The sequence below is a fragment of the Plantactinospora sp. WMMB334 genome (genome assembly GCF_049179095.1).
Lineage (GTDB): Bacteria > Actinomycetota > Actinomycetes > Mycobacteriales > Micromonosporaceae > Plantactinospora.
The window spans coordinates 4,232,359-4,257,633 of sequence record NZ_JBMHME010000002.1; the positions used below are offsets into that span (position 1 = coordinate 4,232,359).

The window sequence follows — 25,275 nt, forward strand, 5'->3', positions numbered from 1 at the left end:
CTCCCCTCGTCAGCTTCCGCGATAGGTGGTGTAGCCGTACGGGCTGAGCAGCAGCGGCACGTGGTGGTGCCGGTCCGGCTCGGTGACCTGGAAGGCGACCATGATCTCGGGGAAGAACGCCTCCCCGGGCGGGTAGTGGCGCTCCACCTGGAACACCAGCCGGTAGCCGCCGGCCTGGAAGCCCCGCAGCGGCAGCCGGTCGAGCAGCGGCGTCCAGTCGGTCAAGCGGCCGTCCGGCCCGGTGCGGCCCTGCGCCACCGCCGTCCAGCCGCCGCTGTCCCGGCGGTCCAGCCGGACCGGGATGCCGCCGGCGGGTTCGCCGCGTACGGTGTCCAGCACGTGGGTCGAGATCCGGACGAGTCCGTCCGGTGCGTCCGCCCGGTCGTCGGTCACGAGAGCAGCCTCCTCAGCCGGAGCAGCGCGATCTGCCGCAGTTCCTCCCGGACCACCTCGCGCTCGGTGCCGGGGTCGTTGCCGAGCCGGCGCCAGGCCGCCGCGAGCAGTTCCGCGTCGGTCCGGCCGTCGGCGGCGATCAGGAAGATGTGCCCGAACCGCTCCTCGTACTCCCGGTTGGCCCGGACGAGCGCGGCCCGGACCTCCGGGTCGGCACCGTCCACTCCGGACTGCTCCCGGCGGGACCAGGCCGCCTCCCGGCCGGTGCCGGCCGGCCGCTCGCCGATCCGCGGGTGCGCGGCCAGCGCCCGCGCCACGTCCGTCCGGTCCAGCCGCCGCAGCACGGCGTCGGCCACCGCCACCGCCGCCTCGACGTCCGGGTACGGCCGCCCCGTCGCCACGGTCCGGGCGAAGTCCGGTACGGCGCAGCAGGCGAGCAGTTCCGCCTCGACCTCGGCGGCGGGGCGCCGGTTGAACTCGCCGAGCACCGCGCTGACGCTGGCCATCGATCACCTCCCCCGGTAGCCAGCAGTACAGCAGCCGGCCGAGGTCGGGGGTAAGCGGCGCAAGCACCGAAACCACCGCCGCCCACCGTATGGTTTTCGTAGATTCCTCCAACCGGCCCGCCGCCGTGATCGGAGTGGTACGCGATGCTGCTGCGCGAGGCACTGGACCGGCCCCAGTTGCGGCTGACCCTGCTCACCGGCGAGGCGGACCTGGACCGCCCGGTCAGCCGGGTGTACGTCACCGACCTGCCCGACCCGCGCCGCTACCTCTCCGGCGGCGAGATCGTGCTGACCGGGCTGATGTGGCGTCGGCACGCCGACGACTCGGAGGGGTTCGTGGCCGCCTGCGCCTCGGCCGGGGTCGCCGCGATCGGGGCCGGCGACGCGGCGTACGGGTCCGTGCCGGCGGACCTGGTGGCGGCGTGCCGGCGGTACGGCGTACCGCTCTTCGAGGTACCGGTCGAGATCTCCTTCCGGGACATCATCGACGAGGTCACCCCGACGGTCTGGGCACGCCGGGCCAACGGGCTGGCGACGGTGCTCGGCCGGTACCGGGGTCTGGTCACGGCGATGGCCGGCGGCGCCCGCCTGGCCGACCTGCTGCCGCCGGTCGCCGCCGACCTCGGGGTGGAGTGCTGGGTGCTGACCGTGACCGGGCGGACCGTGGCCGGCACCGGGCCGATCCCGTCCGACACCCGGCACCGGCTGGCGACCTCGTTCCTGACCTCCGGCCGGCTGCCGGCGCTGGCCGAGGCGGAGGGCCGGCGGTACTGGCTCGTCGCCGTGCCCGGCCGTCCCGAGCACCGGCTCGCATCCTGGCTGTTGGCCTGCGCGATCCGGGACGCCTCCGGCGGTGCCGGCGCGGCACCGGCGCTGCCTGAGGCTGCGGCCGAGCTGGTCAGCCTGGTCGCGCTGGAACGGGCACACGCCGACGAGGCGGACCGGGTCGAGCGACGGCTCGCCGACCAGCTCGGTGCCGCCCTGGCCGGCGGGGCCTCCCCGGCGGAGCTGCGCGCCGCGCTGCTGCCCGGCGGGCTGGCCCCGCACGCCACCCTGCTGGTGCTGGCCCTCCGGCTCACCGGCCTGACCACACCCCCGGAGCTGTCGGTCGCGGTCACCGGGGAACTCGTCCGCGCCACGGCGGTGCCGGCCATGGTCACCGGTGCCGCCCGGCCCGGGACGGTCCTCGCCGTCCTCGGCGGCGGGCCGGCCGAGCTGGCCGGGGTTGCCGACACGGTCCGGGCCGTGGTGGCCGGGCTGGTTCCCGGGCTCGGCACCGGTCGCGTCGGGGTGGGGATCAGCGGTCCGGCCGCCGGACCGGAGGCCCTGCCGGGTGCGGTGGAGCAGGCAGCGCACGCCCTGACGACGGCGCTCGCCGATCCCGGCACCGGCACCGTGGTCTCGGCCGGCGACCTCGCCTCGCACCTGCTGTTGCTCTCCGGCGTACCGCCCGAGGCGCGGCGGGCGTTCCGGGACCGGGTACTCGGCCCGGTGCTGGCCTACGACCGGGAGCACGACAGCGACCTGGTGGCGACGCTTGACGAGTTTCTGGCCTGCGCCGGCTCGTGGAGCCGGGCCGCCGCCCGGCTGCACCTGCACGTCAACACGCTGCGCTACCGGATCGGCCGGGTCGAGCAGCTCACCGGGCGGGACCTGTCCCGGTTTCCCGACCGGGTCGACCTCTACCTCGCCCTGCGGCTGCCGCACTGACCCTGCGCGGAAGGGCCCTTTCCGCACACCTCATCCGGGCGGGGGCGGGCGGTCCAGGTCAGCGTCGTCCGCCACGTCGTCGCAGGGTACGACCCGCAGCCGCGCCCCGTGCCGGCGCAGGTACGGCCGGGCCCCCACGTCGCCGACGGCGAGTTCGGCCACTCCCGGCCAGTGGGACCGGCCGAGCAGCACCGGATGGCCGCGCCGGGTTCCGTAGCCGGCCATGCCGAGCGCGTCCGGCGCGGCGCGGTCGACCATCCGGCGGACCGCCTCGGCGGTGATCCCCGGCATGTCGACAAGCAGTACGACCGCCGCCACGGCGGCGGAGTCGCGCAGCGCGGCCAGTCCGACCCGGAGCGACGAGCCCATCCCGGTCGCCCAGTCGGGATTCTCCACCGGTACGGCGTCGCCGAGTTCCGCCCGGGACCGGACCGTCCCGGCGGCGGCGCCGAGCACGACGACCACCGGCGCGCAGCCGCCGCCCCGGGCCACCCGGATCGCCCGTTCGACCAGCAGCCGGCCGTCGAGCCGGACCAGCGCCTTGGGCCCGCCGTAGCGCCGACCGGCACCGGCCGCGAGCACCAACCCGGCGACGTAGCTCATCATCGCGAGCCTAATCGAGCGAACAAACCGGTGCAGGTTGCCTGCTGTGCCCGAGTTTATCCCTTTTATACATCAGCCGTTCGGCTAGCCTAAGCCAATACCAACGGGCTAAGGTGATGCCTGAACAGCCACCACCACACCACACCACCACGCACCACCACACGACGAACACGAACACGAGACACCCATCCCCCGCCCACCCACAGCGCAGGGAGAACCACCATGACAACCGACACCATCCACACCACCACCCGCACCCCCGCGCTCACCGACACCGCCACCGACCTCCTCCTCGCCATGACCGCCCTACCCACCGGCCACCCCGACCGACCCACCCTCCGCGACAAAGCCATCGAAGCCTGGCTCCCCCTCGCCCACCACCTCGCCCACCGCTACAGCGGACGCGGCGAACCCACCGACGACCTCACCCAAACCGCCGCCGTCGGCCTCATCAAAGCCATCGACAAATACGACCCCACCCGCGGCGTCGACTTCGCCGGCTACGCCATCCCCACCATCATCGGCGAACTCAAACGACACTTCCGCGACCGCACCTGGGACATCCGCGTCCCCCGCCGCCTCCAAGAACTCCGCCTCGCCATCAGCGAAGCCAACAGCACCCTCCTCCAAACCCTCGGCCGCTCACCCACCATCACCGACATCGCCACCCACCTCAACCTCACCGAAGAAGACATCCTCGAAGGACTCGAAGGCGCCCGCGCCTACAACGCCGTCTCCCTCTCCACCCCCACCGGCGACGGCGAACGCACCACCGAACTCGGCGACCTCCTCGGCACCGACGACAACCAATACGAACTCGCCGAACTCCGCGTCGCCCTCGGCCCCGCCCTCGCCACCCTCGACGAACGCGAACAGAAAATCCTCACCCTCCGCTTCTACGGCAACCTCACCCAATCCCAGATCGCCGAACAGATCGGCGTCTCCCAAATGCACATCAGCCGCCTCCTCACCCGCGCCCTCACCAAACTCCGCGGCCAACTCGCCGACACCTACTGAGCCTCGCCGGAACGCAGCCGGTCCGCGGCTCGCCGGAACGCAGCCGATCCGCCGTGTGGGGCGGATCGGCTGCGCCGTCTCCGGCTCCCGCCGGGCGAGCCGCCCCGACCTCCTCCGGCGGTGCCGTGCCGATGCCGTGCCGATGCCGCGCCGGGACCGGTGCGGTTCCGGGCGGCACCGGTGCGAGACTGGCCGGATGCCACCGCCGGATGCCGAACCCGACCTGCCGGTCCGGCACGTCCTGCCGTCGCTGCTCGAGGCGATGCGGCAGCCCGGTGCCGCCGTCCTGGTGGCCCCGCCCGGGGCCGGCAAGACGACCCTGGTGCCGCTGGCCCTGGCCGAGCGGGTCGACGGGCGGGTCGTCGTCGCCCAGCCACGCCGGGTCGCGGCCCGGGCCGCCGCCCGCCGGATGGCGGAGCTGCTCGGCGAACGGGTCGGCGACACCGTCGGCTATGCGGTACGCGGCGAGCGCCGGAGCAGCGCCCGGACCCGGATCGAGGTGGTCACCACCGGCCTGCTGGTGCAGCGGCTGCAACACGACCCGGAACTTCCCGGCGTCGGTGCCGTACTCCTCGACGAGGCGCACGAGCGGCAACTCGATGCCGACCTGGCCCTGGCGTTCGCCATCGAGGTCCGGGCGGCCCTCCGGCCCGAGCTGCGACTGCTGGCGATGTCGGCGACCGCGCCGGAGGAGCGGCTCGGCGCGCTGCTCGGCACGGCGGCGGAGCCGGCGCCGGTGGTGCGCGCCGAGGGTCGGGCGCATCCGGTCGACGTGCTCTGGGCTCCGCCACCCCGGCCGGTCGACCCACCGCACGGGCTGCGCGTCGATCCCCGACTGCTCGACCACGTGGCCGCCACCGTACGCCGGGCGCTGGCCGAGCACGACGGTGACCTGCTCGTCTTCCTCCCCGGCGCCGGTGAGATCGACGGCGTCGCCGGCCGGCTCACCGGGCTGCCCGGCACCGACCTGGTACGCCTGCACGGCCGGCAGTCCAGCGCCGAGCAGGACGCCGCGCTGCGTCCGGCCGCCGCCCGCCGCCGGATCGTGCTGGCCACCGCGGTCGCGGAGACCAGCCTCACCGTGCCCGGTGTCCGCGTGGTGGTCGATGCCGGACTGAGCCGGATGGCCCGGACCGACCTGGCCCGAGGGCTCGGTGCGCTGGTCACGGTGCCGGTCTCCCGGGCCGCGGCGGCGCAACGTGCCGGTCGCGCCGGCCGGGAGGCGCCGGGCCGGGTCTACCGCTGCTGGTCCGCGGCGGAGCACGAGCGCCTGCCGGCGCAGCCCGAGCCGGAGATCGCCGTCGCCGACCTGACCGCGTTCGCGCTCCAGCTTGCCTGCTGGGGCAGCCCGGACGGCACCGGCCTGGCATTGCCGGACCCGCCTCCGGCGGTGGCCATGCAGGTGGCCCGGGCAACCCTGCACGCGCTCGGCGCCACCGGGGCGGACGGCCGGGTGACCGGTCGGGGCCGTGCGATGGCGGCGCTCGGCGCCCAGCCGCGGCTGGCCCGCGCCCTGCTGGACGGTGCCGGGGCGGTGGGGCCGCGCCGGGCCGCCGAGGTTGTCGCGGTACTCGCCGAGGCGGTTCACGGCGACGACCTGGCCGCCGTGTGGCGCCGGCTCCGCTCCGGCACGGACGCCGCCGGCTCGCGGTGGCGGGCAGAGGCGCGCAGGTTGCGCAGCGCCCTGGACGAGCCGCCGCCCGCCCAGCCGGGAGACGGCACACCGGGCGGCAGCAGCGGCAGCAGCGGCAGCAGCGGCAGCGGCGACACGCCGACCGCCGCCGGGCAGGACGGCACCGGCCCGGCCAGACAGAACGGCTCCGGCCCGACCAGGCAGGACGACATCGGGCCAGCCAGGATGGACGGCGCCGGCCAGCCGGGGCAGGTGTTGCCGGACGATCTGGCCGCGGGGCTGCTGGTCGGGTTGGCGTACCCGGAACGGCTGGCCAGGGTCCGGCAGGCCGGCGGCGAGACGTACCTGATGGCCGGCGGCACCGCGGCGGAGCTCGCGCCGGGATCGCCGCTGGCCGGAGCGGAGTGGCTGGCGATCGCGGTGGCCGACCGCGCACCGGGACGGCCGGGCGCGGCGATCCGACAGGCGGCGGTGGTCGACGGGGCCACCGCCCGCGAGGCCGGCGCCGCGCTGCTGCGCCGGGAGGAGGAGATCGCCTGGTCCGGCGGGGACGTGGTGGCCCGGGAGGTGGAACGGCTGGGCGCGATCGTCCTGCTGGACCGTCCGCTGCTCCGGCCGGATCCCGCCCGGGTCGGCACGGCGCTCCGCGACGGGCTGCGCCAGGCCGGGCTCGAGTTGCTGACCTGGACGCCGCGTGCACGGGAGTTGCGGGCCCGGCTCGCCTTCTGCCGACACGCCCTCGCGGGCGACTGGCCGGAGGTGACCGACGCGGCGCTGCTCGACCGGGTCGAGGATTGGCTGGGTCCCGAGCTGGCCACCGCCCGGCGCCGGGCCGACCTGTCCCGGATCGACGTCGCGGCCGCGTTGCGCCGGCTACTGCCCTGGCCGGAGGCGGCCCGGCTGGACGAGCTGGCCCCGGAACGGCTGGCCGTGCCGAGCGGCTCCCGCTACCGCGTCGACTACGCCGATCCGGCCGCACCGGTGCTGGCCGTGAAGTTGCAGGAGACCTTCGGCTGGCAGGACGTGCCCCGGATCGCCGACGGACGGGTGCCGGTGCTGCTGCACCTGCTCTCCCCGGCCGGCCGGCCGGTCGCGGTGACCCGGGACCTCGCCTCGTTCTGGCGGACCGGCTATCCGCAGGTCCGCGCCGAGCTGCGCGGCCGCTACCCCCGGCATCCCTGGCCGGCCGATCCGGCGGAGGCCGTCCCGAGCCGGGGACCGCAACCCCGCCGCCGGTAGCCGGGCGGAGCGACCGTGGCCGACGTACCGGTGACCGACGTACCGGTGACCGACGTACCGGTGACCGACGTACCGGTGACCGACGTACCGGTGACCGACGTGCCGGTGACCGACGTGCCGGTCACCGGAACGGCGATGGACGGAGCAGCGGCGGGTGCGACGGTCACGGGGCGTCGACGATGTCCGCGACCACGACGGTGATGTTGTCCGGCCCGCCCGCCCGCAGGGCCAGGTCGACCAGGCGCTGCGCGCACTCCGCCGGCTCCGGATAGCCGAGCAACGCCTCGGCCAGGCTCTCCGGGCGGACCACATTGGAGAGCCCGTCGCTGCAGAGCAGCCAGCGGTCGCCCGCCTCCGGCACCACGGTGGTGTACGTCGGGTTAACGGGCTCGCCCTGCAACGCCCGGGTGACCACGGCCCGCCGGGGATGGTTCTGCGCCTCCTCCGGGCTGATCACCCCCTCGTCGACCAGCATCTGCACAAAGGTGTCGTCCCTGGTGAGCTGCGTCATCGTGCCGCCACGCAGCAGGTACGCCCGGGAGTCGCCGACGTGGGCCAGGGCGAGGCAGGTGCCGGTCCGGGCGAGCAGCAGCGCGGTGAGGGTGGTCCCCATGCCCTGCCGTTCCGCGTCCTCGGCGACCGCCGCCCGGATGCCAGCGCTCGCCGTGTCCACCGCACCCTGCAGCGCCGCGACGAGTCCCTCCTCCGGCGTCTCCACGTCGAGCGGGCGGATCGCCTCGATGGTGAGGGTGCTGGCCAGGTCGCCGGCCGCCATCCCGCCCATGCCGTCGGCCACGGCGAGCAGCCAGGGGCCGGCGTGCACGGAATCCTGGTTCGCGCCCCGGATCAGGCCACGGTCGCTCACCGCCACGGATCGCAGCTTCAGGCTCATGGCAGGCAGCCTGCCAAAAAGACGGCCGAAATGCTTGCAGTAGATCACCAACGGGCCGGAGTGGCGATCGAAATTTACCGTCCGTGGCCCTCCCGACCACCAACGGCGAGCAGTTCCCGTGCCGCTGTCCAGGTGCGGCGCGGCCGACCAGCGGAAATCTGATCCAGGTCGATCGATTGACATGCCAGAAACGGGCTGGCAACATCGGCTTCCATTGGGAGCGCTCCCAGGAGTGCTGCCCGCCCCTTCGGAAGGGATCCCCCGTGCTCCGACCCCGCCACCGTCACCGCCCGCCCTCCCGGACGGTGACCCTGCTCACCACGGCCACCCTGATGCTCGGCGGCACTCTCGCCGGGACCACCACCGGCGCACACGCCCGGCCCGACGGCTCAACCGCCCGGCCCGACGGGTCGCCCGCGCCGCTGGCGCTCACCGAACACATCGTGAACGGCACCTTCACCGACGGCACCGCCCCCTGGTGGGGCAGTGCCAACCTGAGCCTCGCCGCCGTCGACGGCCAGCTCTGCACCGAGGTTCCCGGCGGCCTGACCAACCCCTGGGACGCCAGCCTCGGGCACAACACCATCCCGCTCGCCGACGGCGCCAGCTACGCGCTGAGCTTCCGCGCCTCGGCCAGCGCGCCGGTCACCGTCAAGGCGAACGTCCAGCTCAACGAGGACCCGTACACCACGGTCCTCTCCCGGGACGTCGCGCTCGACGCCACGGCCGAGGAGTTCGGGTACGAGTTCACCGGCACCCTCGACTCCAGCAACGGCACCCTCACGTTCCAGCTCGGCGGCGCCGCCGAGGCGTACACGTTCTGCCTGGACGACGTCTCGCTGAGCAGCGACGCCCCGACCGAGCCGCCGCCCGGCGGCGCGGAGCAGCTCCAGAACGGCGACTTCGCCGACGGCACCTCCGGCTGGTACTCCTACGGCACCACCTCCACGCAGGTCACCGACGGCCGGCTCTGCTCGGCGGTGCCGGGCGGGCTCGCCAACCCCTGGGACGGCGGCGTCGGGCAGAACGACGTGGCGCTGATCAACGGCGAGTCGTACACGCTCTCCTTCGACGCCTCCGCCGACCCCGGCGCGACCGTCCGGATGGCGGTGCAGCTCGGCGTCGACCCGTACACGTCGTACTTCGCCGAGGACATCACCTTCGGCGCCGAGGCGCAGCGGGTGGAGCGGACCTTCACCGCCACCGCCGACACCGAGGTCGCGCAGGTGGCCTTCCAGATCGGCGGGAACGCCGAGGCGTTCACCTTCTGCCTGGACAACGCCTCGCTGCTCGGCGGCGAGGCAGAGCCGCCGTACACCCCGGACACCGGGCCGCGGGTCCGGGTCAACCAGGTCGGCTACCTGCCGACCGGGCCGAAGAACGCCACCCTGGTCACCGAGGCCACCGAGGCGCTCGGCTGGGAGCTGACGACGACCGCCGGTGCCGTGGTGGCCAGCGGGCAGACCAGCCCGCGCGGCGTCGACCAGGCCTCGGCGCAGAACGTGCACAGCATCGACTTCTCCGCCTACCGGACCGCCGGCACCGGCTACCGGCTGCGTGCCGACGGCGAGACCAGCCACCCGTTCGACATCTCCACCGACGTCTGGAAGCAGCTCCGCTCCGACTCGCTGCAGTTCTTCTACATCCAGCGCAGCGGCATCGCCATCGACGGCGACCTGGTCGGCGAGGAGTACGCCCGGCCGGCCGGGCACCTCGGCGTCGCGCCGAACCAGGGTGACACCGACGTGCCGTGCCAGCCGGGAGTCTGCGACTACCGCCTCGACGTCCGGGGCGGCTGGTACGACGCGGGTGACCACGGCAAGTACGTCGTCAACGGCGGCATCGCCACCTACCAGCTACTGAACGCCTTCGAGCGGACCAAGACCGCACCCACCGCCGGTGGCGGCGCGGCGCTCGCCGACGGCGCCCTCCGGCTGCCCGAGCGCGACAACGGCGTGCCGGACATCCTCGACGAGGCGCGCTGGGAGCTGGAGTTCCTGCTCCGGATGCAGGTGCCCGCCGGTGAGCCGCTGGCCGGGATGGCGCACCACAAGATGCACGACCGGAACTGGACCGGGCTGCCGCTGCAACCCGAGGACGATCCGGAACTGCGCGAACTGCACCCGCCCTCCACCGCCGCCACGCTCAACCTCGCCGCCACGGCCGCGCAGTGTGCCCGGCTCTACGCCCCGTACGACGCGGCGTTCGCGCAGCGCTGCCGGACCGCCGCCAGCACGGCGTACGCGGCGGCGAAGGCGAACCCGACCCGGTACGCCTCGCCGCAGGACGGCAACGGCGGCGGCTCCTACAGCGACGGCGACGTGACCGACGAGTTCTACTGGGCCGCCGCCGAGCTCTACCTGAGCACCGACGAGTCGTCCTACCTGGCCGACCTGTCCGCGTCGCCGCACCACACCGACGACGAGGTCTTCGCGGCGCACGGCTTCGGCTGGGGCAGCACCGCCGCGCTCGGCCGGCTCGACCTGGCCACCGTGCCGAGCGGCCTGCCGGCGGCCGAGCGGGACCGGATCCGCGCCTCGGTGGTCGCCGCCGCCGACGGCTACCTCGCCACCGCGCAGGGCCAGGCGTACGGGCTGCCGATGCCGGGCACCCCGGGCAGCTACTTCTGGGGCGCCAACAGCAACATCATCAACAACGCGGTCGTGCTGGCCACCGCCTTCGACCTGACCGGGCAGCCGAAGTACCGGGACGGCGCGGTGCAGGGGATGGACTACATCTTCGGCCGCAACGCGCTCAACCAGTCGTACGTGACCGGCTGGGGGGAGAAGTCGTCGGAGAACCAGCACAGCCGGATCTTCGGCAACCAGTACGACGAGTCGCTGCCGAACCCGCCGGCCGGCTCGATCGCCGGTGGCGCGAACGCCAGCCTCGACGACCCGTTCGCGCAGCAATTGCTCGCCGGTTGTGCACCGATGTTCTGCTACGTCGACGACATCGCCTCGTACGCCACCAACGAGGTCGCGATCAACTGGAACTCGGCGCTGGCCTGGATCGCCTCGTTCCTCGCCGACCAGGGCAGCGCCCCGACCGTGCCGGCCGGCGCGGCGTGCCGGGTGACGTACGTCAACTTCGGCACCTGGGCCGAGGGCGGCGGCTTCACCGGCCAGGCGACGATCACCAACACCGGTACGACGACGGTCGACGGCTGGACGCTGAGCTTCGCCTTCACCGGTGACCAGAAGGTCCGGGAGGCGTGGATGGCGAAGGTGACCCAGTCGGGTGCCCGGGTCTCCGTGCGGAACGAGTCGTACAACGCGCGGATCCTGCCCGGCGCCAGCCAGATGTTCGGCTTCAACGCCACCACCACCGCCGGGCCCAACCCGGACCCCGGCCTCTTCACCCTCAACGGCATCCCCTGCACCTGAGGTGTAAGGAAGGGCCCCCGCTACAACAGAAAACGATAAGCGGGGGCCCTTCCTTTCAGAAGAGGCGGTCGGCCTGTTGCCAGAGCGTCAGGGCCGAGAAGACGCCGAAGAGCAGCACCGCCCAGATCAGCGCGACCACCCGGTAGGAGCGCGGGCGGATCTCGTCGGGCAGCACGCGGCGGTTGAGCACCAGCAGCAGGACCGAGTAGAAGAACATCATCAGCCCGCCGACGCAGGCGGAGATGACCAGCAGGATCAGCGGCTGGTCGAAACCGATCAGCAGGATGGCGCAGCCGAGGCCGACCAGCCCCCAGACCAGCGCGAAGTAGATCCGGCTCTCGGAGAACCTGGGCAGGTACGCCGTCTTGAGCACGTCGGCGGCGAGCCGGCTGGTGTAGTCGACGATGCCCATCGCGGCGGCGAAGAGCGAGAGCGCCCCGATCACCCAGAAGAGGGTGCCGAACCACGAGCCGACGATCTCGTTCAGCCGCTCCCCCTCGACCCGGAGGAAGTCCACACTGTTGGCCAGACCGGGCACCCCGTAGACGGTGGAGTAGGCGAGCAGCGAGGTCAGCACGATCGTGACGAACGAGATCAGGGCGAAGGTGACCGCCTGCTCCCGGTTGGCCAGCCGCCACCAGCGCCGCCAGCGGGTCAGGTTCTCCTCGGTCGGCTCGAAGACGAAGCCCCGGCTGTCCGGGGCCGCCTCCTCGCGGCCGGTGACCGGGCTGACCAGCCGGGGCACGTACCGGCCCATGCCGTAGCCCTTGTCCCGGATCCAGTTGGACTGCACCAGGTTCTGCCCGCCGCCGGCACCGGCGAAGACCAGCGCGGAGAGCATCAGCGCGAAGCCGAGCTCGGTGGGGAACTCGGGCGCGGTCACCGCGGTCGGCAGGTCGCCCCAGGCCGCGGCAGAGATGGCGAAGAGGACCGCGACCACGATGAAGAGCAGCACCAGGCCGACCTTGACGAACTCGACCCGCTCCAGCGCGGTGTAGACCACCGGGGCGAGGGTGAGGGTCGCGCCGATCAGCAGCAGCAGGCCGGCGGCGATCCAGGTGGCGTCACCGCCGAAGAGGTACGTCAGCATCGTCGCCGAACTTGTCGCCCAGCCCGGCCAGAGGTTGGCGAAGTAGACCATGATCGCGAAGACCAGCCCCCAGTGCCGCCAGAACCGCGAGAAGCCGGTCAGTGCGGTCTCACCGGTGGCCAGGGTGTAGCGCTCGATCTCCATGTTGATGAACCACTGGGTGACGATCCCGATCGCGGCGGCCCAGAGGAAGACCAGCCCCACCTGCGAGGCGATGTACGGGTAGAGGATGAACTCGCCGGACGCCAGGCCGACACCCGCCGCGATCACCCCGGGCCCGATGATGGACCAGGCGGAGCGGGGTGGTGGCGGTAGCTCCCGGACGGTCACTCCGGGCAGGTGTCTGGTCGGGAAGCGGTCGGCGGCGGTCCGCGTCATCGGTGACCTCCAGGGGACGGGCACCGGCCGGATGACCGGGACTGCCCCGGGGTGTCGCGTAACCCCGTGGCGTCGTTGGTCGCCGGAGCCGGATGCGAGATCGATTCGCAGCAATCTGCGCAGTGGTGGTTATAAATGGATCTTCTGCCACGATGGACGGTGTGGCAACCGATCTCGCCGTCCGGCCCGGCGGTCCCGACGACGTCGCCGCGGTGCTCGCCCTGCTGGACGGCGCCACCCGCTGGCTCGTGGAACGCGGCCGCACCGGCCAGTGGGGCAGCGCGTCGCACTCCGGCAACCCGCGCCGGATCGCCCAGGTCCGCCGTTGGGCCGACGAGGGCGAGCTCTACCTCGCCGAACTCGCGGGCCTGCCGGTCGGCGCGATCGTCGTCGGCCGGGCCGTGCCACACGTCCCGCCGGCCACCGAACCCGAGCTCTACGTCAACCTCCTGGTCAGCGACCGGGCCCATGCCGGGCACCGGATCGGCGCGCGGCTGCTCGGGTTCGCCGAGGAGCTCGCCCGGTCCCGGGGTGTCGACCTGCTCCGGGTGGACTGCTACGCCGGTGACGACGGCGCGCTGATCCGCTACTACGAGGGCCAGGGCTTCACCGCCACGGAACCGTTCAGCGTGCCGCTGGCGGACCGGCGCTGGCCGGGCCAAGTCCTCGAACGCCGGCTGGGCCCACGCGGCGCTGACCGAACGGCCTGAATCGGGCACGGTCAGCCCTGTCCCGAGGCGCTCGTCCGCAGTTCGGGTAGCACCTTCGCCCCGAAGGTGTCGACGAACGCCTCCTGCCGCTGCCCGACGTGGTGCAGGTAGATCTCGTCGAAGCCGAGGTCGGCGTACTCCCGCAGCCGGGCGGCGTGCCAGTCGAGGTCGGCGGAGACGTTGACCACCTCGGCGACGCGTTCCGCCGGCACGCTCGCCGAGACGACGTCGAAGTGGTCGGTCAGCTCCAGGTCCCAGCAGACCGGCGGTTCGAAGACGTTGCTGCGCCACTGCTCGTACGCGATCCGGGTCGCCTCCGTCTCGTCGGGCGCCCAGCTCAGGTGCACCTGGAGGTGCAGCCTGCCCCGGCCACCCGCGTCCCGGTAGGCGTCCACCATCCGACGCAGCCGCTCCACGGGTGCGTTGACCGTGATCAGCCCGTCGGCCCACTCGGCACACCACCGGGCGGTCGCCTCGGTCACCGCCGCACCGACAAGTGCCGGCGGCTCGTCGGGCCGGGTCCAGAGCCGGGCCCGGTCCACCGTGACCAGCCCGTCGTGGCTGACCTCCTCGCCGGCCAGCAGCGCCCGGATCACGTCGACGCACTCCCGCAGCCGCGCGGTCCGGACCTCCTTGCGCGGCCAGGGCGCGCCGGTGATGTGCTCGTTGCTCGCCTCACCGGTGCCGAGCGCGGCCCAGAACCGTCCCGGATACATCGCGGCGAGGGTGCCGATCGCCTGCGCGATGATCGCCGGGTGGTAACGCTGTCCCGGTGCGTTGACGATGCCGAACGGCAGCGTCGTGGCCTGGAGCGCGGCACCCAGCCACGACCAGGCGAAGCCGGACTGCCCCTGCCGGGAGCTCCACGGCGAGAAGTGGTCGGAGGACATGGCCGCGTCGAAGCCCGCCTCCTGGGCCCGGACGACCGCCCGGAGCAGTTCGGCCGGGTGGATCTGTTCGTGCGAGGCGTGGAGCCCGAAGACCGTCATGGCGGTCTCCCGTACCCCGCCGCACCGCGCCCGATACCCGGTACGGCGATGAATATCCCGCCGGGCGGCGGCTGTTCGCTGCCCGCGCCCGCGCCGGCTGTTCGCTGCCCGCGCCGGCTATTCGCTGTGCGCTGCCCGCGCCGGCTATTCGCTGTGCGCGCCGGCTATTCGCTGTGCGCGCCGGCTATTCGCTGTGCGCGCCGGCGCCGGCGCCGGCCGTGCCGCCCTCGCCGATCCAGACGGCCTTGAGGTTGCAGAACTCCCGGATGCCCTGCGCCGACAGCTCACGGCCGTAGCCGGAGTTGCCCACGCCGCCGAAGGGCAGTTCCGGATAGGAGGTGGTCATGCCGTTGACGAAGACCATCCCGGCGTCGAGGTCGGTGACGAACCGCTCCTGCTCGGCCGGATCCCGGGTCCAGGCGTTGGACCCGAGGCCGTAGCTGGTGCCGTTGGCGAGCGCGATCGCCTCCTCGTACGAGGAGACCCGGTGCAGGGCGGCGACCGGCCCGAAGACCTCCTCGGCGTACATCCGCATCTGCGGGGTCACCTCGGCGACCACGGTCGGCGGATACCACCAGCCGGGCCGGTCGGGCTGCTCCCCGCCGCAGAGCACCCGGGCGCCCCGGGCCACGGCGTCGCGCACCTGCTCGGCGACCTCGGCACGGCCGCGCTCGGTGGCGAGCGGCCCGACGTCGGTCTCCCCGCTCATCGGATCGCCGACCCGCAGCGCCGACATCCGGGCCACGAAGGCGTCGGCGAACTCGTCGAAGACCTCGGTGTGCACGATGAACCGCTTCGCGGCGATGCAGGACTGCCCGTTGTTCTGGCACCGCGCCACGGTCGCCACCTCGGCGGCCCGGGCGACGTCGGCGGAGGGCATCACCACGAACGGGTCGCTGCCGCCGAGTTCCAGCACGGTCTTCTTGAGGTACCGGCCGGCGATCGCCCCCACCGAGCGACCGGCGCCCTCGCTGCCGGTCAGCGTCGCGGCCCGGACCCGGGGGTCGGCCAGCACCTGCTCGATCCGGTCGGAGCCGATCATCAGGGTCTGGAACGCACCGGCCGGGAAGCCGGCCCGGCGGAACAGCTCGTCAAGGTAGAGGGCGGTCTGCGGCACGTTGGAGGCGTGCTTGAGCAGCCCCGTGTTGCCGGCCATCAGGGCCGGCGCCGCGAAGCGCATCACCTGCCAGAGCGGAAAGTTCCACGGCATCACCGCCAGCACCGGCCCCATGGGGAAGTAACGGCCGTACGCCGAGGTCGCCCCGATCGAGCCGGCGTCGGCCGGCTCGTCGGCGAGGAAGCGCTCGGCGTGCGCGGCGTAGTAGCGGCAGGCGGTGGCGCACTTGGCCACCTCGGCCTGTGCAGAGGCGTACGTCTTGGCCATCTCCATCGTCATCATCCGGGCCACCTGGTCGCGTTCGACCTCGAGCAGGTCGGCCACGCCTGACATCCAGCCGGCCCGCTCGGCGAAGGTGGTGCCCCGCAGCGCGTCGAAACCGGCCGCCGCCCGGCCGAGCGCCGCAGCCAGCTGATCGTCCGTCATCTCGTCGAAGGTCTTGAGGGTCTGGCCCGTGGTCGGGTCGATGGTGGCGATCGACATCTCGTACTCCCTGGATCTCGCTCCCTGAATCCCGGCGGCTCCGCCGGTCCGTTGCTCGGCGAGCTCGCCCGCCGGCGTCACCCGAACCCGACGCGGGTGCGGGCGGGGCGTCACTCGAAGAGCGAGTGCTTCGTGCCCGGTGGCTCCTCACGGCGCCGCGCGATCCGGCGGCGCTGCACCACCACCAGGTCCACCACGGCGACCACGGCGAGGACGCCGAGGATCACCGCGAGCACCAGGAGGTCGGCCCGCAGCGCCAGTACGCCGAGCGCCACGGAGACCACCAGTCCGAATGCGGCGAGCGCCAGGCGCAGGTTGAGTGCGCTGTAGGCGTGACCTACCGTCCCTTTCGCCCCTCGGGGCTGCGATCTCGCGGCCATTTCGCCGAACTACCCGGTATGGGCGGCGGCTAACCTGCCCGGCCCGGCAGACGCCGGCCCGGCAGACGCCCGGGCCGGTGCGGGTGCCGGGCGCGGCAATGGGGATTCCCTCGGGCGAGTGGGTATAACGGGGACATGACGACCGGTCCCACTCCCCCGCCCAGCCACGCGGATCTGCTGAGTCGCCCACTCTTCGCCCACCTGGCCACCACGCGCCCGGACGGCGGGCCGCAGAGCAACGTGATGTGGTTCGCCTGGGAGGGTGGACGGATCAGGATGACGCACACCAAGCGGCGACAGAAGTTCCGTAACCTCCAGCGGGATCCCCGGGTCGCGCTCTCGATCGCAGACCCCGACGACCCGTACCGGTTCCTGGAGGTGCGCGGGGTGGTGGAGAAGGTCGAGGACGACGACGAGGTCGCCTCCTTCTACCGTGCGCTCCAGGAGCGGTACGACAACGTCTACGAGATCAACGATGCGGCGTACCGGGTGATCGTCACCATCCGGCCGGAGAGCTTCGTCGCGGTCACCAACGGCCAGCCGCAGCCGGCCGGCTGACCGTCCATTCCGGTCACCTCCGCACCGGCCACGCGCCCGGATGTCGGTGATCCGTAGGCCGGGCGACGGCGGCGAGGGTTCCGGGCCGGCAAGTCCGCCGCGTACAGTTACGGGGCGATTGCTGTCCGTTCTGTCCGGGGAGAAGCATGTCCAGACGTTGGACCGCCGCCGTCACCGCCCTCCTGGCGGCCTTCGCCCTGGCCTGCGAGGGGTCCGACGGGGGCGGGGGCGGCCAGCCGGATCCCCCGGCGGCGCCGCCCGGTGTGCCCGACTCGATCGCGGCCCTCGGAGACTCGATCACCGCCGGCTTCGGCTCCTGCCTGGTCCTGGCCGCCTGCCAGCGCAACTCGTGGTCCACCGGCGACAGTTCCCGGGTGGAGAGCCTCTACCGGCGACTCCGGGAGGTGAACCCGGCGATCCGCGGTAAGGCACACAACCAGGCCGTGAACGGGGCTCGCGCCTCGGCGCTGGCCACCCAGGCCGGCGGAGCGGTGCGGGCCCGGGTCGACTACGTCACCGTGCTCGTCGGAGCCAACGACGCCTGCCGGGGCGGTATCGAGGACATGACAAGCGTCAGCACCTTCCGCGCGGACGTCGATCGTGGACTCGCGACGCTGAAGAAGGGGCTTCCCAAAGCCCGGGTCCTGGTGGTCAGCATCCCGAACCTGCACCGGATCTGGGAGATCGGCCATGAGGACACCCGGGCGGTGCGGGCCTGGCGGGGCCGCATCTGCCCCGCGCTGCTGGCCAACCCCACCTCGACGGAGCCGGCCGACCGTACCCGCCGATCGACGTTCCGGGCCCGGATCGACGCGTACAACGAACAGCTCGCCGCAGCCTGCAAGGCGTACGGTTCCCGCTGCCGGTACGACGGCGGCGCCGCGCACCGGGTCCGGTTCGGCCTGGACCTGCTCAACCGGCTGGACTACTTCCACCCGAACGCGGCCGGCCAGAAGGAGTTGGCCGAGGTGACCTGGCGGGCATCCGGCCTGGCCAGCCAGGCCCGGCGAGCCGCCTGAGGCAACCGGCGAGCCGCCTGAGGCACAACCGGCCGGCTGCCGGCCCGGCCGACAACCCGGCCAGACCGGGGGCGGACCGGGGGCGGACCGGGGGGCGGACCACCCGGGCGCCTGACTACCGGGGCGCCGGCACGGTCGTCCGCGGCCGGTACAGCTCCTGTGAGCGGGCGGCCAGGCTGCTGGTGGCCGACGAGTTAGCCCAGGTGCCCAGCACCACCGCAGCGCCCGGGACCGCCTTGGCGACCAGCCGCTTCGCGGCCCGGACGCCGGCCATCTGCGCCAGCTTGAACCCGAGCCGCAGCATCACCCGCGCCAGCGGCGTATCCGACCGGCTGCGCAGGGCGTCGATCCGCTCCCGTCCGGCGGCCACGCCGAGGGCGAGCCGTGCCGTCTCGGCGATCTTGTGCACCCGCTGCAGGACGAGCAGGTCGGTGGCGCGGTCGGGATGCTCCGGGTCGGCACCGTAGGCGGCGGCGACGTAGAGCACCATCCGGGCCTGGGTCCAGGCCAGCACCCCCATGTCGATCACCGCGCCCGGCAGGCCGGCCGCACCGGAGACCGCACCGGAGACCCTGGCGTGGTTGACGAACCTGCGGATCGCCGCCTCGGCCATCGCCTCCGGCGACATCCGCGGATGCCTCGCGCGGGTCCGCTCTGCCCAGGCCCGGGCCTGCGGCCCGATCCGCCGGACCGCCTCCAGGGCAAGGTGCTCCGGGGCGTACTGCGGGTCGGCTTTCATCCGCGCCCAGAGCCCGCCGGGCGGGACGACGGTCGACGACTCCGGCTCGTCCTCCTCGGTCACGTCCTCCGGCTCGCCGGAGGCCGCTGGAGGCGAAAGCGGATGCGGGCTCGCGGCGGTCGGCGGGAGATCGGCGCCGGTCGCCGGCAGCTCGGTGTCGGCCGGCGACCGATCGGCCGGCGGCAGGTCGGTGTCGGCCGGCGTCGTCGCCGGGGTGGCGGGCGCGCCGTTGACCGGCGGGGAGTTGGTCACGGGACACTCCGGGGGTCGGGGGTCGGGGGTCGGGGGTCGGGGGTCGGGGGTCGGGGGTCGGGGGTCGGGGGTCGGGGGTCGGGGATCGGGGATCGGGGATCGGGGATCGGGGATCGGGGAGGCACGGAGGAAGGAAGGAGGACACGACGGTCAGCGGTGGGGCCAGGTCAGCGGTGGGGCCAGGTCAGCGGCGGCCGCGCAGTCGGGCCACGACCTGGCGCATCCGATGCTGGTTGGCGGGCTTGGCCAGCTCGCGCCGACCCCGCTCGACGAGCCGCCGACCCTGCGGCGAGCTGAGGAACATCCGGATTCGTTGCACCAGTGACGCCATCTCGGTCCTCCTCCTCAAAGTCGTCCTGAGTCATCAGGATTACCCGGTCGCCCGCCCGGCCACACCGGTCGCCGTGGACCGGCCGGGTCCGTCACTCCATCGTGGCCGGGCGGTTCAAGCCCGGGTCAGCGCCCGGACGGCAGCAACGCGTCGACGACCTCGGTCGCCGAGTACTCGTGCTTGGCGTAGTGCTCCGGATAGGCCGAGTACTGCACCGCCTGGGCCGCCTCGGTCAGCCGCATCCGTTCCCAGCCGGGCACCTGGCGCAGTGCCTCGAAGAACCGCGCGCTCGCGTACGCCGGATCCATCAGGCGGTTCACCGGGCCCCAGCCGGTGCTGGTCCGTTGCTGGAACAGACCGACCGAGTCGTGGTCCCAGCCGGTGCCCTGGTGTCGGTACCGCTTCGACTCCGGCAGCACCTCGCTGGCCCGGTTGAGCAGGTTGCTCTCCTGCATCGCGGTGGCCACCCCGATGACCAGCCCTCGGCGCGGCATCCCCATGTCCCGTCCGGTCCGCACGATGGCCCGGGCGTTGTCCATCTGGATCGGGGTGAGACCGGCCACCGGCGCCGAGTCGGCCAGTGGCGGCGAGGCGTCCGGGTCGGCAGCTGTCGCGTCCTCCCGGCCGGATTCTCCGGACCGGTCGGACTTGTCGGCCCGGCCGGAGCCGGACCGGCTCGCCCGGTCCGCCGAGCGGTCGGCGCCGGCCGCCTCGCCGGTGTCGTCGCCCGGCCGGGCCAGTGCCACCCCCTCCGGGTTCTCCGCGGCGGTGCCGGCCGGGTCGCCCGACGGGCCGACCGCCTGGACGGCGGCCAGCACCCCGAGGCAGCAGAGCACCCCGGCGGCCACCGCGACCTGGCGCGAGCGGCGCGGACCGAGCCGCGCCGGCAACCCGGTCCGGGCCACCAGGCCGCCGGCCCGATCGGCGAGCCGGCGGGCCTGATCGGCGAGCCGGCGGGCCCGGGGTACGACCCGGTGGGCAACCCGGCGCATGCCCCGCTCGGCGGACCGGACGGCGGGTACCCGGCGGGACACCACCGCTGCCGCCCGGACGATCCGGTGGGCGACGGCCCGCCCGCGCGGCACGGCCCGGACGATGCGGGCGGCCACGGCAGGGACGAGCGGCACCGCCCAGCCGAACAGGACGGCCCGGATCAGGGCGAGCCGGCGGGCGCGTACCAGCCCGCGCCGCCGGGCCGCCGGGTCCGGTCCGGCCGGCGGCCCCGGCCACGGCCCGGAACGGTCGGATGCCGAGTCGGCGGAGGAGGCATCATCCGATCGGACAGTGCCCGGCACGGCGGGGTACGCGGTCGCAGAACGGTCGTCGTCAGGCATCCGACGAGGCTAGGCAGGCGATACGCCAACTACGCGGAGTCACCGGGTGCGCTGCGCCACATCTTTCGGCCAGGCAACCGGTCGACGACGCACAGGCGCGGACGACAACGGTCAACCCCGGCAAGCCTGGCATCCAGGGGAGACCGGACTATCGTCGCGAGGCAGGCAGATACCTTCGAATCAGTCTTCACTCCGCGCGCTGGCGGCGCACCTCCCCCGATCGGCCCAGCCGGTCCGGCCGCCCGGACACGGTCCCGCTCCCCGGATCGGCCCGTGCCGTGAGACCGTGGACTATGGCACCGGTCACCGATCCGCTTCCGCGCCGCGGCCTCCGCCGGCTACCCAAGGCCAATCTGCACCTGCACCTCACCGGTTCCATGCGCCCGCAGACCCTGGCCGAGCTCGCCGATCGGGACGGCCTGCCGCTGCCCGAGCCGCTGCCCGCCGGCACCCTCTCCGGCTGGTCGGCGTTCCAGGAGCGCTACGAACTGGCCCGGGCCGCGCTGCGTACCGCCGACGACCTGAGCCGGGTGGTCGCGGAGGCCACCGCCGACAACGTCGCCGACGGCGCCGGCTGGCTGGAGATCCAGGTCGACCCGACGACGTACGCCGACCGGCTGGGCGGGCTGGAGCCGGTGGTCGAGGCGGTGCTCGCCGGAGCCACCGGTGGCCGTACCGGAGTGGTCCTGGCGGCAAGCTGGGCCGGACCGCCGGACCGGGCGGAACGGATCGCCCGGCTCGCCGCCCGGTACGCGGGCGCGGGCGTGGTCGGCTTCGGCCTCTCCAACGACGAGCGCCGGGGCCGGATCGCCGACTTCGTCCCGGCGATGCGCACGGCGACCGGGGCGGGCCTGCTGGCCGTGCCGCACAGCGGCTTCTACGAGGCCGCCTGGCACGTGCGGGACTGCGTCACCCGGCTCGGCGCGCACCGGATCGGGCACGGGCTCACCGCCGTGGCCGACCCGGCCGTCCTCGACCTGCTCGCCGAGCGGGCGGTGGCGATGGAGGTGTGTCCCAGTTCATACCCGCCGTTCGGCGTCACCACCGGCCTGGCGGCCACCCCGCTGCGGGCCCTGCTGACCGCCGGGGTGCCGGTGGCGCTCGGTACGGACGACCCGCTGCTGTTCGGCACGGGCCTGCTCGACCAGTACGTGCTGGCCCGGGACGTGCTCGGCTGCACCGACGCCGAACTGGCCGCGCTGGCCCGCTCCTCAGTCGGGGCCTCCGCCGCCCCGCCGGAGGTGAAGACGGCGATGCTGGCGGGCGTCGCCGGATGGCTCGGTGGAATGCACCAAGATAGCGGCAGCGTTTGCTACATCGGGGCGCCGTCCGTCGCGGCCGCGTCCCGGCGTATCCCGTTGAGGAGGTCCTGACCGGTGCTCGACCCGAACGAGCTCTACCAGCTCACCGACGATCTGCCCGAGCTGGGTCAGCCGGTGCTGATCCAGGCGCTTTCCGGTTTCGTCGACGCCGGAAACGCGACCCGGCTCGCCCGGGAACACCTCGTGTCGACCCTCGAGTCCCGGACGATCGCCACCTTTGACGTCGACCAGTTGCTCGACTACCGGTCCCGGCGACCCACGATGATCTTCGTCGAGGACCACTGGGAGCACTACGAGCAGCCGAAGCTCGAGCTGCACCTGCTCCGCGACGACGAGGGCACCGCGTTCCTGATGCTCTCCGGCCCGGAGCCGGACTTCCAGTGGGAACGGTTCATCGCCGCACTGACCAGCCTGATCCGCCGGCTCGGCGTACGGCTGACGATCGGGCTGAACGCCATCCCGATGGCGGTGCCGCACACCCGCCCGATCGGGGTGACCGCGCACGCCACCCGGCGCGACCTGATCACCGGCTACGAGTCCTGGCTGCAGCGCATCCAGGTCCCCGGCAGTGCCGGCAACCTGCTCGAGTTCCGCCTCGGCGAGCAGGGCCGGGACGCGGTGGGCTTCGCGGTGCACGTGCCGCACTACGTGGCCCAGACCGAATATCCCGGCGCGGCCGAGCTCCTGCTGACCTCGGTCTCCCGGGCCACCGGCCTGCTGCTGCCGACCGAGCCGCTGCGCAGCGCCGCCGAGGCCGTACGCGAGGACATCGACCGGCAGGTCGCCCAGACCGACGAGGCGACCTCGCTGGTGCACGCGCTGGAGGAGCAGTACGACGCCTTCACCCGGGGCCGGGGCGGGCCGAACCTGCTCGCCGACCAGACCGGACCGCTGCCCACCGCCGACGAACTCGGCGCGGAACTCGAGCGTTTCCTCGCCGAACAGGGTCGGCCCGGGGAAAACCCGGGTACGTGATCGGGCGGGCTGACCAGATGCGCCTGGCGACCTGGAACGTCAACTCGGTGAAGGCCCGCCTGCCCCGGCTGCTGGACTGGCTCGCCGCCACCGGGCCGGACGTCGTCTGCCTACAGGAGACGAAGTGCCCGGACGGCATGTTCCCGGCGGCGGAGGTCGGCGAGCTGGGCTACGAGGTGGCCAGCCACAGCGACGGCCGGTGGAACGGGGTGGCGATCCTCTCCCGGGTCGGTCTGGCCGACGTGGCGGTCGGGTTCGCCGACGAACCCGGGTTCCCGGAGCCGGAGGCGCGGGCGATCTCGGCGACCTGTGCCGGGCTGCGGATCTGGTCGATCTACGTACCGAACGGGCGCGTCCCCGACTCGCCGCACTACGAGTACAAGCTCGCCTGGCTGGCGGTGCTCCGGGACGCCCTCGCCGCCGAGTTGCGGGCCGGGCCCGACCCTCCGCTGGTGGTCTGCGGCGACTACAACGTCGCGCCGACCGACGCCGACGTCTGGGACCCGGCGCTCTTCGTCGGCTCCACCCACGTGACGCCGCCGGAGCGCCAGGCCCTGGCCGAGCTGCGCGCCCTCGGCCTGACCGACGTGGTGCCGACGCCGATGAAGGGGCCACACCCCTTCACGTACTGGGACTACCGGGCCGGGATGTTCCACCAGAACAAGGGCATGCGGATCGACCTGGTGTACGCGACGACACCGTTCGCCGAGAGCGTCACCTCGGCGTACGTGGACCGGGAGGCACGCAAGGGCAAGGGCCCCTCCGACCACGCCCCGATCGTGGTGCAGACCGGGCCCGAGGCCGGCTGAGCCGACGACATGGTGATCGACCTCGGCACCGAGCGGTACGAGCCGCCCGTCGACACCGCCGGGCCACCCCGCGCGGTGGTCGTACGCCAGTGGCGGATCGCGGCCGTGGCGCTCGCCGGAATCCTGGTGCTCAACACCGGCGGCGCAGCCCCGGCACCGGCGCCCCCGCTGCGGCAGGTCTACGCCGCGCCGATCGGCCCGGTCGACACCTTCACCATGGCCGGCGGCCTGCTCGTCACCGCCTCGGTGCTGGCCGGTGCCGACCGACCGGGACGCCGGATCACCTGCTACGACCTCACCGACGGGCACCGGCTCTGGTCCGGCGACTTCATTGTCGACCGGGACGGCGACGGGCCGATCTTCTCCGACGGGGTGCTGCTGATCTCCGAACGGCTGGCCGACGGCGCGCCGACCCGGACGACGGCGCTGGACCCGCGGACCGGGCGGCGGCGCTGGTCGGCGCCGTACCGGCCGCTGCCACTCCCGGACGGGCCGATCGCGCTGGTCTTCGACAACGTCTTCCGGCCGGAGGCACGGATCCGGCCGGGCCGGCGGACGGTCGGCGGCAAGGTCTACGTCGCGTCGGACGGGCACGCCTACACGGAGCCGCCGACCGGGATGACCGTCCGGGGGCTCGACCTCGACACCGGTCGGCTGCGGTGGGACCTGCCCCGGCTCGCCGGCGCCCGCGTGCTCGAGGCGGCCGGCGGGCATCCGACGATCCTGCTGACTCCTTCCGAGGACGGTGGCGTCGAGGCGCGCGACGTGCTCTCCGGCGCGGTCACGCACCGGCTCGACTGGACCGGCGGCGAGCTGGTCCAGGCGCAACGGATCGGGGACATCGTGGTGGCGACGGCGCACTCCGGGGCCGACCTGGTCGTGACGGCGTACTCGGCGGACCTGCGGCGGCGGCGGTGGAGCCGCTCCCTGCCCGGCCCGGATCAGTCCGTCGAACGCTGCGGTCCGCTGCTCTGCCAGTGGGCGGCCTTCCGGACCAGCGCGCTCGACCCGGCCACCGGCGAGGCCCGGTGGGAGCGTCCGGGGCCGCGGAACCTGCTCTCGATCGGTCTGTGGCTGGTCGAGCTCGACAACGGCCCGCTTCGGCGGGTCCTCGACGCCCGGACCGGCCGACCCGTCACCGACCTCGGAGGCTGGTGGCTGGCCGGCGAGCCCGGCTGGTCCGGTGCGGGCACGCTTCCCGCGGACCCGCCACCACTGGTGCTCCAGCCGAACCTCGTCAAGCAGCACACCTGGTTCGGCGTCTTCGATCCGGCCGGGCCGTCGGTCCGCCTGCTCGAGGTGCTGCCGCACAGCCTGCACGGGTGCGTGGCGGCCGACCGGTTCATGGCGTGCCGGTCCGGCGACGGGCAGCTCCGGGTCTGGCGCCACGAACCCTTCGCCTAGGCTGGG

At 73.6% G+C, this 25,275-nt stretch carries 23 protein-coding genes; 12 read left to right on the top strand and 11 right to left on the bottom strand.

The window, feature by feature from the left end:
- Nucleotides 1–9: 9 nt before the first annotated feature.
- Entirely contained in the window at nucleotides 10–393 is a 384-nt protein-coding gene (gene uraH / locus ACN27G_RS18155) for a hydroxyisourate hydrolase (protein WP_421493986.1), read from the bottom strand.
- Nucleotides 390–899, bottom strand: coding sequence for a 2-oxo-4-hydroxy-4-carboxy-5-ureidoimidazoline decarboxylase (gene uraD, locus ACN27G_RS18160; protein WP_421493987.1), 510 nt, complete (start codon nucleotides 897–899; stop codon nucleotides 390–392). Before uraD ends, uraH begins: the two co-directional genes overlap by 4 nt.
- A 144-nt stretch (nucleotides 900–1,043) precedes the next feature.
- On the opposite strand from uraD, the gene ACN27G_RS18165 reads away from it, so the two are divergent.
- Nucleotides 1,044–2,609: a PucR family transcriptional regulator gene (locus ACN27G_RS18165; protein ID WP_421493988.1), complete on the top strand. Its 1,566-nt coding sequence runs from the start codon at nucleotides 1,044–1,046 to the stop codon at nucleotides 2,607–2,609.
- 30 nt (nucleotides 2,610–2,639) lie between these two features.
- Here ACN27G_RS18165 and ACN27G_RS18170 read toward each other — a convergent pair whose 3' ends face one another.
- Entirely contained in the window at nucleotides 2,640–3,212 is a 573-nt protein-coding gene (locus ACN27G_RS18170; RefSeq protein ID WP_421493989.1) for a nucleotidyltransferase family protein, read from the bottom strand.
- Between the two features lie 222 nt (nucleotides 3,213–3,434).
- Between ACN27G_RS18170 and ACN27G_RS18175 the strand changes: the two genes are divergently transcribed.
- The 3 genes from ACN27G_RS18175 (at nucleotide 3,435) to ACN27G_RS18185 (ending at nucleotide 7,302) form a co-directional block, all read left to right on the top strand.
- Nucleotides 3,435–4,229 (top strand): RNA polymerase sigma factor SigF, encoded by a 795-nt coding sequence (locus ACN27G_RS18175; protein ID WP_421493990.1) that lies wholly within the window; start codon nucleotides 3,435–3,437, stop codon nucleotides 4,227–4,229.
- 196 nt (nucleotides 4,230–4,425) lie between these two features.
- The gene (locus tag ACN27G_RS18180) at nucleotides 4,426–7,101 is read left to right on the top strand and encodes an ATP-dependent RNA helicase (RefSeq protein ID WP_421493991.1); all 2,676 of its coding nucleotides are present in this window, start codon (nucleotides 4,426–4,428) and stop codon (nucleotides 7,099–7,101) included.
- Nucleotides 7,102–7,116: 15 nt separating this feature from the next.
- Complete coding sequence (locus ACN27G_RS18185; protein WP_421493992.1) at nucleotides 7,117–7,302, top strand: hypothetical protein; 186 nt, start codon at nucleotides 7,117–7,119, stop codon at nucleotides 7,300–7,302.
- Here the strand turns inward: ACN27G_RS18185 and ACN27G_RS18190 are convergent.
- Nucleotides 7,265–7,993: a PP2C family protein-serine/threonine phosphatase gene (locus ACN27G_RS18190; RefSeq protein WP_421493993.1), complete on the bottom strand. Its 729-nt coding sequence runs from the start codon at nucleotides 7,991–7,993 to the stop codon at nucleotides 7,265–7,267. The genes ACN27G_RS18185 and ACN27G_RS18190 overlap by 38 nt on opposite strands.
- Nucleotides 7,994–8,256: 263 nt before the next feature.
- Here ACN27G_RS18190 and ACN27G_RS18195 point away from each other — a divergent pair, with 263 nt between their 5' ends.
- A complete protein-coding gene (locus tag ACN27G_RS18195) occupies nucleotides 8,257–11,379 on the top strand; it encodes a glycoside hydrolase family 9 protein (protein ID WP_421493994.1) in 3,123 nt (1,040 codons plus the stop codon).
- A gap of 55 nt (nucleotides 11,380–11,434) precedes the next feature.
- On the opposite strand, the gene ACN27G_RS18200 is transcribed toward ACN27G_RS18195, so the two are convergent.
- Nucleotides 11,435–12,847, bottom strand: a complete 1,413-nt coding sequence (locus tag ACN27G_RS18200; RefSeq protein WP_421493995.1) for an Nramp family divalent metal transporter — start codon at nucleotides 12,845–12,847, stop codon at nucleotides 11,435–11,437.
- A gap of 161 nt (nucleotides 12,848–13,008) precedes the next feature.
- On the opposite strand from ACN27G_RS18200, the gene ACN27G_RS18205 reads away from it, so the two are divergent.
- Nucleotides 13,009–13,557 carry a GNAT family N-acetyltransferase gene (locus ACN27G_RS18205; protein ID WP_421493996.1) on the top strand — a complete coding sequence of 183 codons (549 nt, stop codon included), beginning with the start codon at nucleotides 13,009–13,011 and terminating at the stop codon, nucleotides 13,555–13,557.
- A gap of 11 nt (nucleotides 13,558–13,568) precedes the next feature.
- Here the strand turns inward: ACN27G_RS18205 and ACN27G_RS18210 are convergent, their stop codons facing one another.
- The 3 genes from ACN27G_RS18210 to ACN27G_RS18220 all read right to left on the bottom strand — a co-directional run bounded on the left by ACN27G_RS18210 (nucleotide 13,569) and on the right by ACN27G_RS18220 (nucleotide 16,526).
- On the bottom strand, nucleotides 13,569–14,546 hold the full coding sequence (locus tag ACN27G_RS18210) for a TIGR03885 family FMN-dependent LLM class oxidoreductase (protein WP_421493997.1): 978 nt from the start codon (nucleotides 14,544–14,546) through the stop codon (nucleotides 13,569–13,571).
- Between the two features lie 184 nt (nucleotides 14,547–14,730).
- On the bottom strand, nucleotides 14,731–16,146 hold the full coding sequence (locus ACN27G_RS18215; protein ID WP_421493998.1) for an NADP-dependent succinic semialdehyde dehydrogenase: 1,416 nt from the start codon (nucleotides 16,144–16,146) through the stop codon (nucleotides 14,731–14,733).
- Nucleotides 16,147–16,256: 110 nt separating this feature from the next.
- Entirely contained in the window at nucleotides 16,257–16,526 is a 270-nt protein-coding gene (locus ACN27G_RS18220) for a DUF6343 family protein (protein WP_421493999.1), read from the bottom strand.
- A gap of 135 nt (nucleotides 16,527–16,661) precedes the next feature.
- Between ACN27G_RS18220 and ACN27G_RS18225 the strand changes: the two genes are divergently transcribed.
- Together ACN27G_RS18225 and ACN27G_RS18230 are read left to right on the top strand one after the other, a co-directional pair.
- On the top strand, nucleotides 16,662–17,084 hold the full coding sequence (locus tag ACN27G_RS18225) for a PPOX class F420-dependent oxidoreductase (protein ID WP_421494000.1): 423 nt from the start codon (nucleotides 16,662–16,664) through the stop codon (nucleotides 17,082–17,084).
- Between the two features lie 146 nt (nucleotides 17,085–17,230).
- Complete coding sequence (locus ACN27G_RS18230) at nucleotides 17,231–18,103, top strand: SGNH/GDSL hydrolase family protein (protein WP_421494001.1); 873 nt, start codon at nucleotides 17,231–17,233, stop codon at nucleotides 18,101–18,103.
- 115 nt (nucleotides 18,104–18,218) lie between these two features.
- On the opposite strand, the gene ACN27G_RS18235 is transcribed toward ACN27G_RS18230, so the two are convergent.
- The 3 genes from ACN27G_RS18235 to ACN27G_RS18245 all read right to left on the bottom strand — a co-directional run bounded on the left by ACN27G_RS18235 (nucleotide 18,219) and on the right by ACN27G_RS18245 (nucleotide 20,759).
- Nucleotides 18,219–18,905, bottom strand: coding sequence for an EcsC family protein (locus ACN27G_RS18235; RefSeq protein WP_421497364.1), 687 nt, complete (start codon nucleotides 18,903–18,905; stop codon nucleotides 18,219–18,221).
- A 373-nt stretch (nucleotides 18,906–19,278) separates the two neighbouring features.
- Nucleotides 19,279–19,425, bottom strand: a complete 147-nt coding sequence (locus ACN27G_RS18240) for a hypothetical protein (protein WP_421494002.1) — start codon at nucleotides 19,423–19,425, stop codon at nucleotides 19,279–19,281.
- Nucleotides 19,426–19,550: 125 nt separating this feature from the next.
- Complete coding sequence (locus tag ACN27G_RS18245) at nucleotides 19,551–20,759, bottom strand: peptidase M23 (protein WP_421494003.1); 1,209 nt, start codon at nucleotides 20,757–20,759, stop codon at nucleotides 19,551–19,553.
- Between the two features lie 278 nt (nucleotides 20,760–21,037).
- Here ACN27G_RS18245 and add point away from each other — a divergent pair, with 278 nt between their 5' ends.
- From add to ACN27G_RS18265, 4 genes are read left to right on the top strand one after another with little or no spacing between them, the layout of a single operon-like run.
- Complete coding sequence (add, locus tag ACN27G_RS18250) at nucleotides 21,038–22,132, top strand: adenosine deaminase (protein ID WP_421494004.1); 1,095 nt, start codon at nucleotides 21,038–21,040, stop codon at nucleotides 22,130–22,132.
- Nucleotides 22,133–22,135: 3 nt separating this feature from the next.
- Nucleotides 22,136–23,056 (top strand): proteasome assembly chaperone family protein, encoded by a 921-nt coding sequence (locus tag ACN27G_RS18255; protein WP_421494005.1) that lies wholly within the window; start codon nucleotides 22,136–22,138, stop codon nucleotides 23,054–23,056.
- Between the two features lie 17 nt (nucleotides 23,057–23,073).
- Nucleotides 23,074–23,865, top strand: coding sequence for an exodeoxyribonuclease III (locus ACN27G_RS18260; RefSeq protein WP_421497365.1), 792 nt, complete (start codon nucleotides 23,074–23,076; stop codon nucleotides 23,863–23,865).
- Nucleotides 23,866–23,874: 9 nt separating this feature from the next.
- Nucleotides 23,875–25,269, top strand: coding sequence for a PQQ-binding-like beta-propeller repeat protein (locus ACN27G_RS18265; RefSeq protein ID WP_421494006.1), 1,395 nt, complete (start codon nucleotides 23,875–23,877; stop codon nucleotides 25,267–25,269).
- Nucleotides 25,270–25,275: the final 6 nt, after the last annotated feature.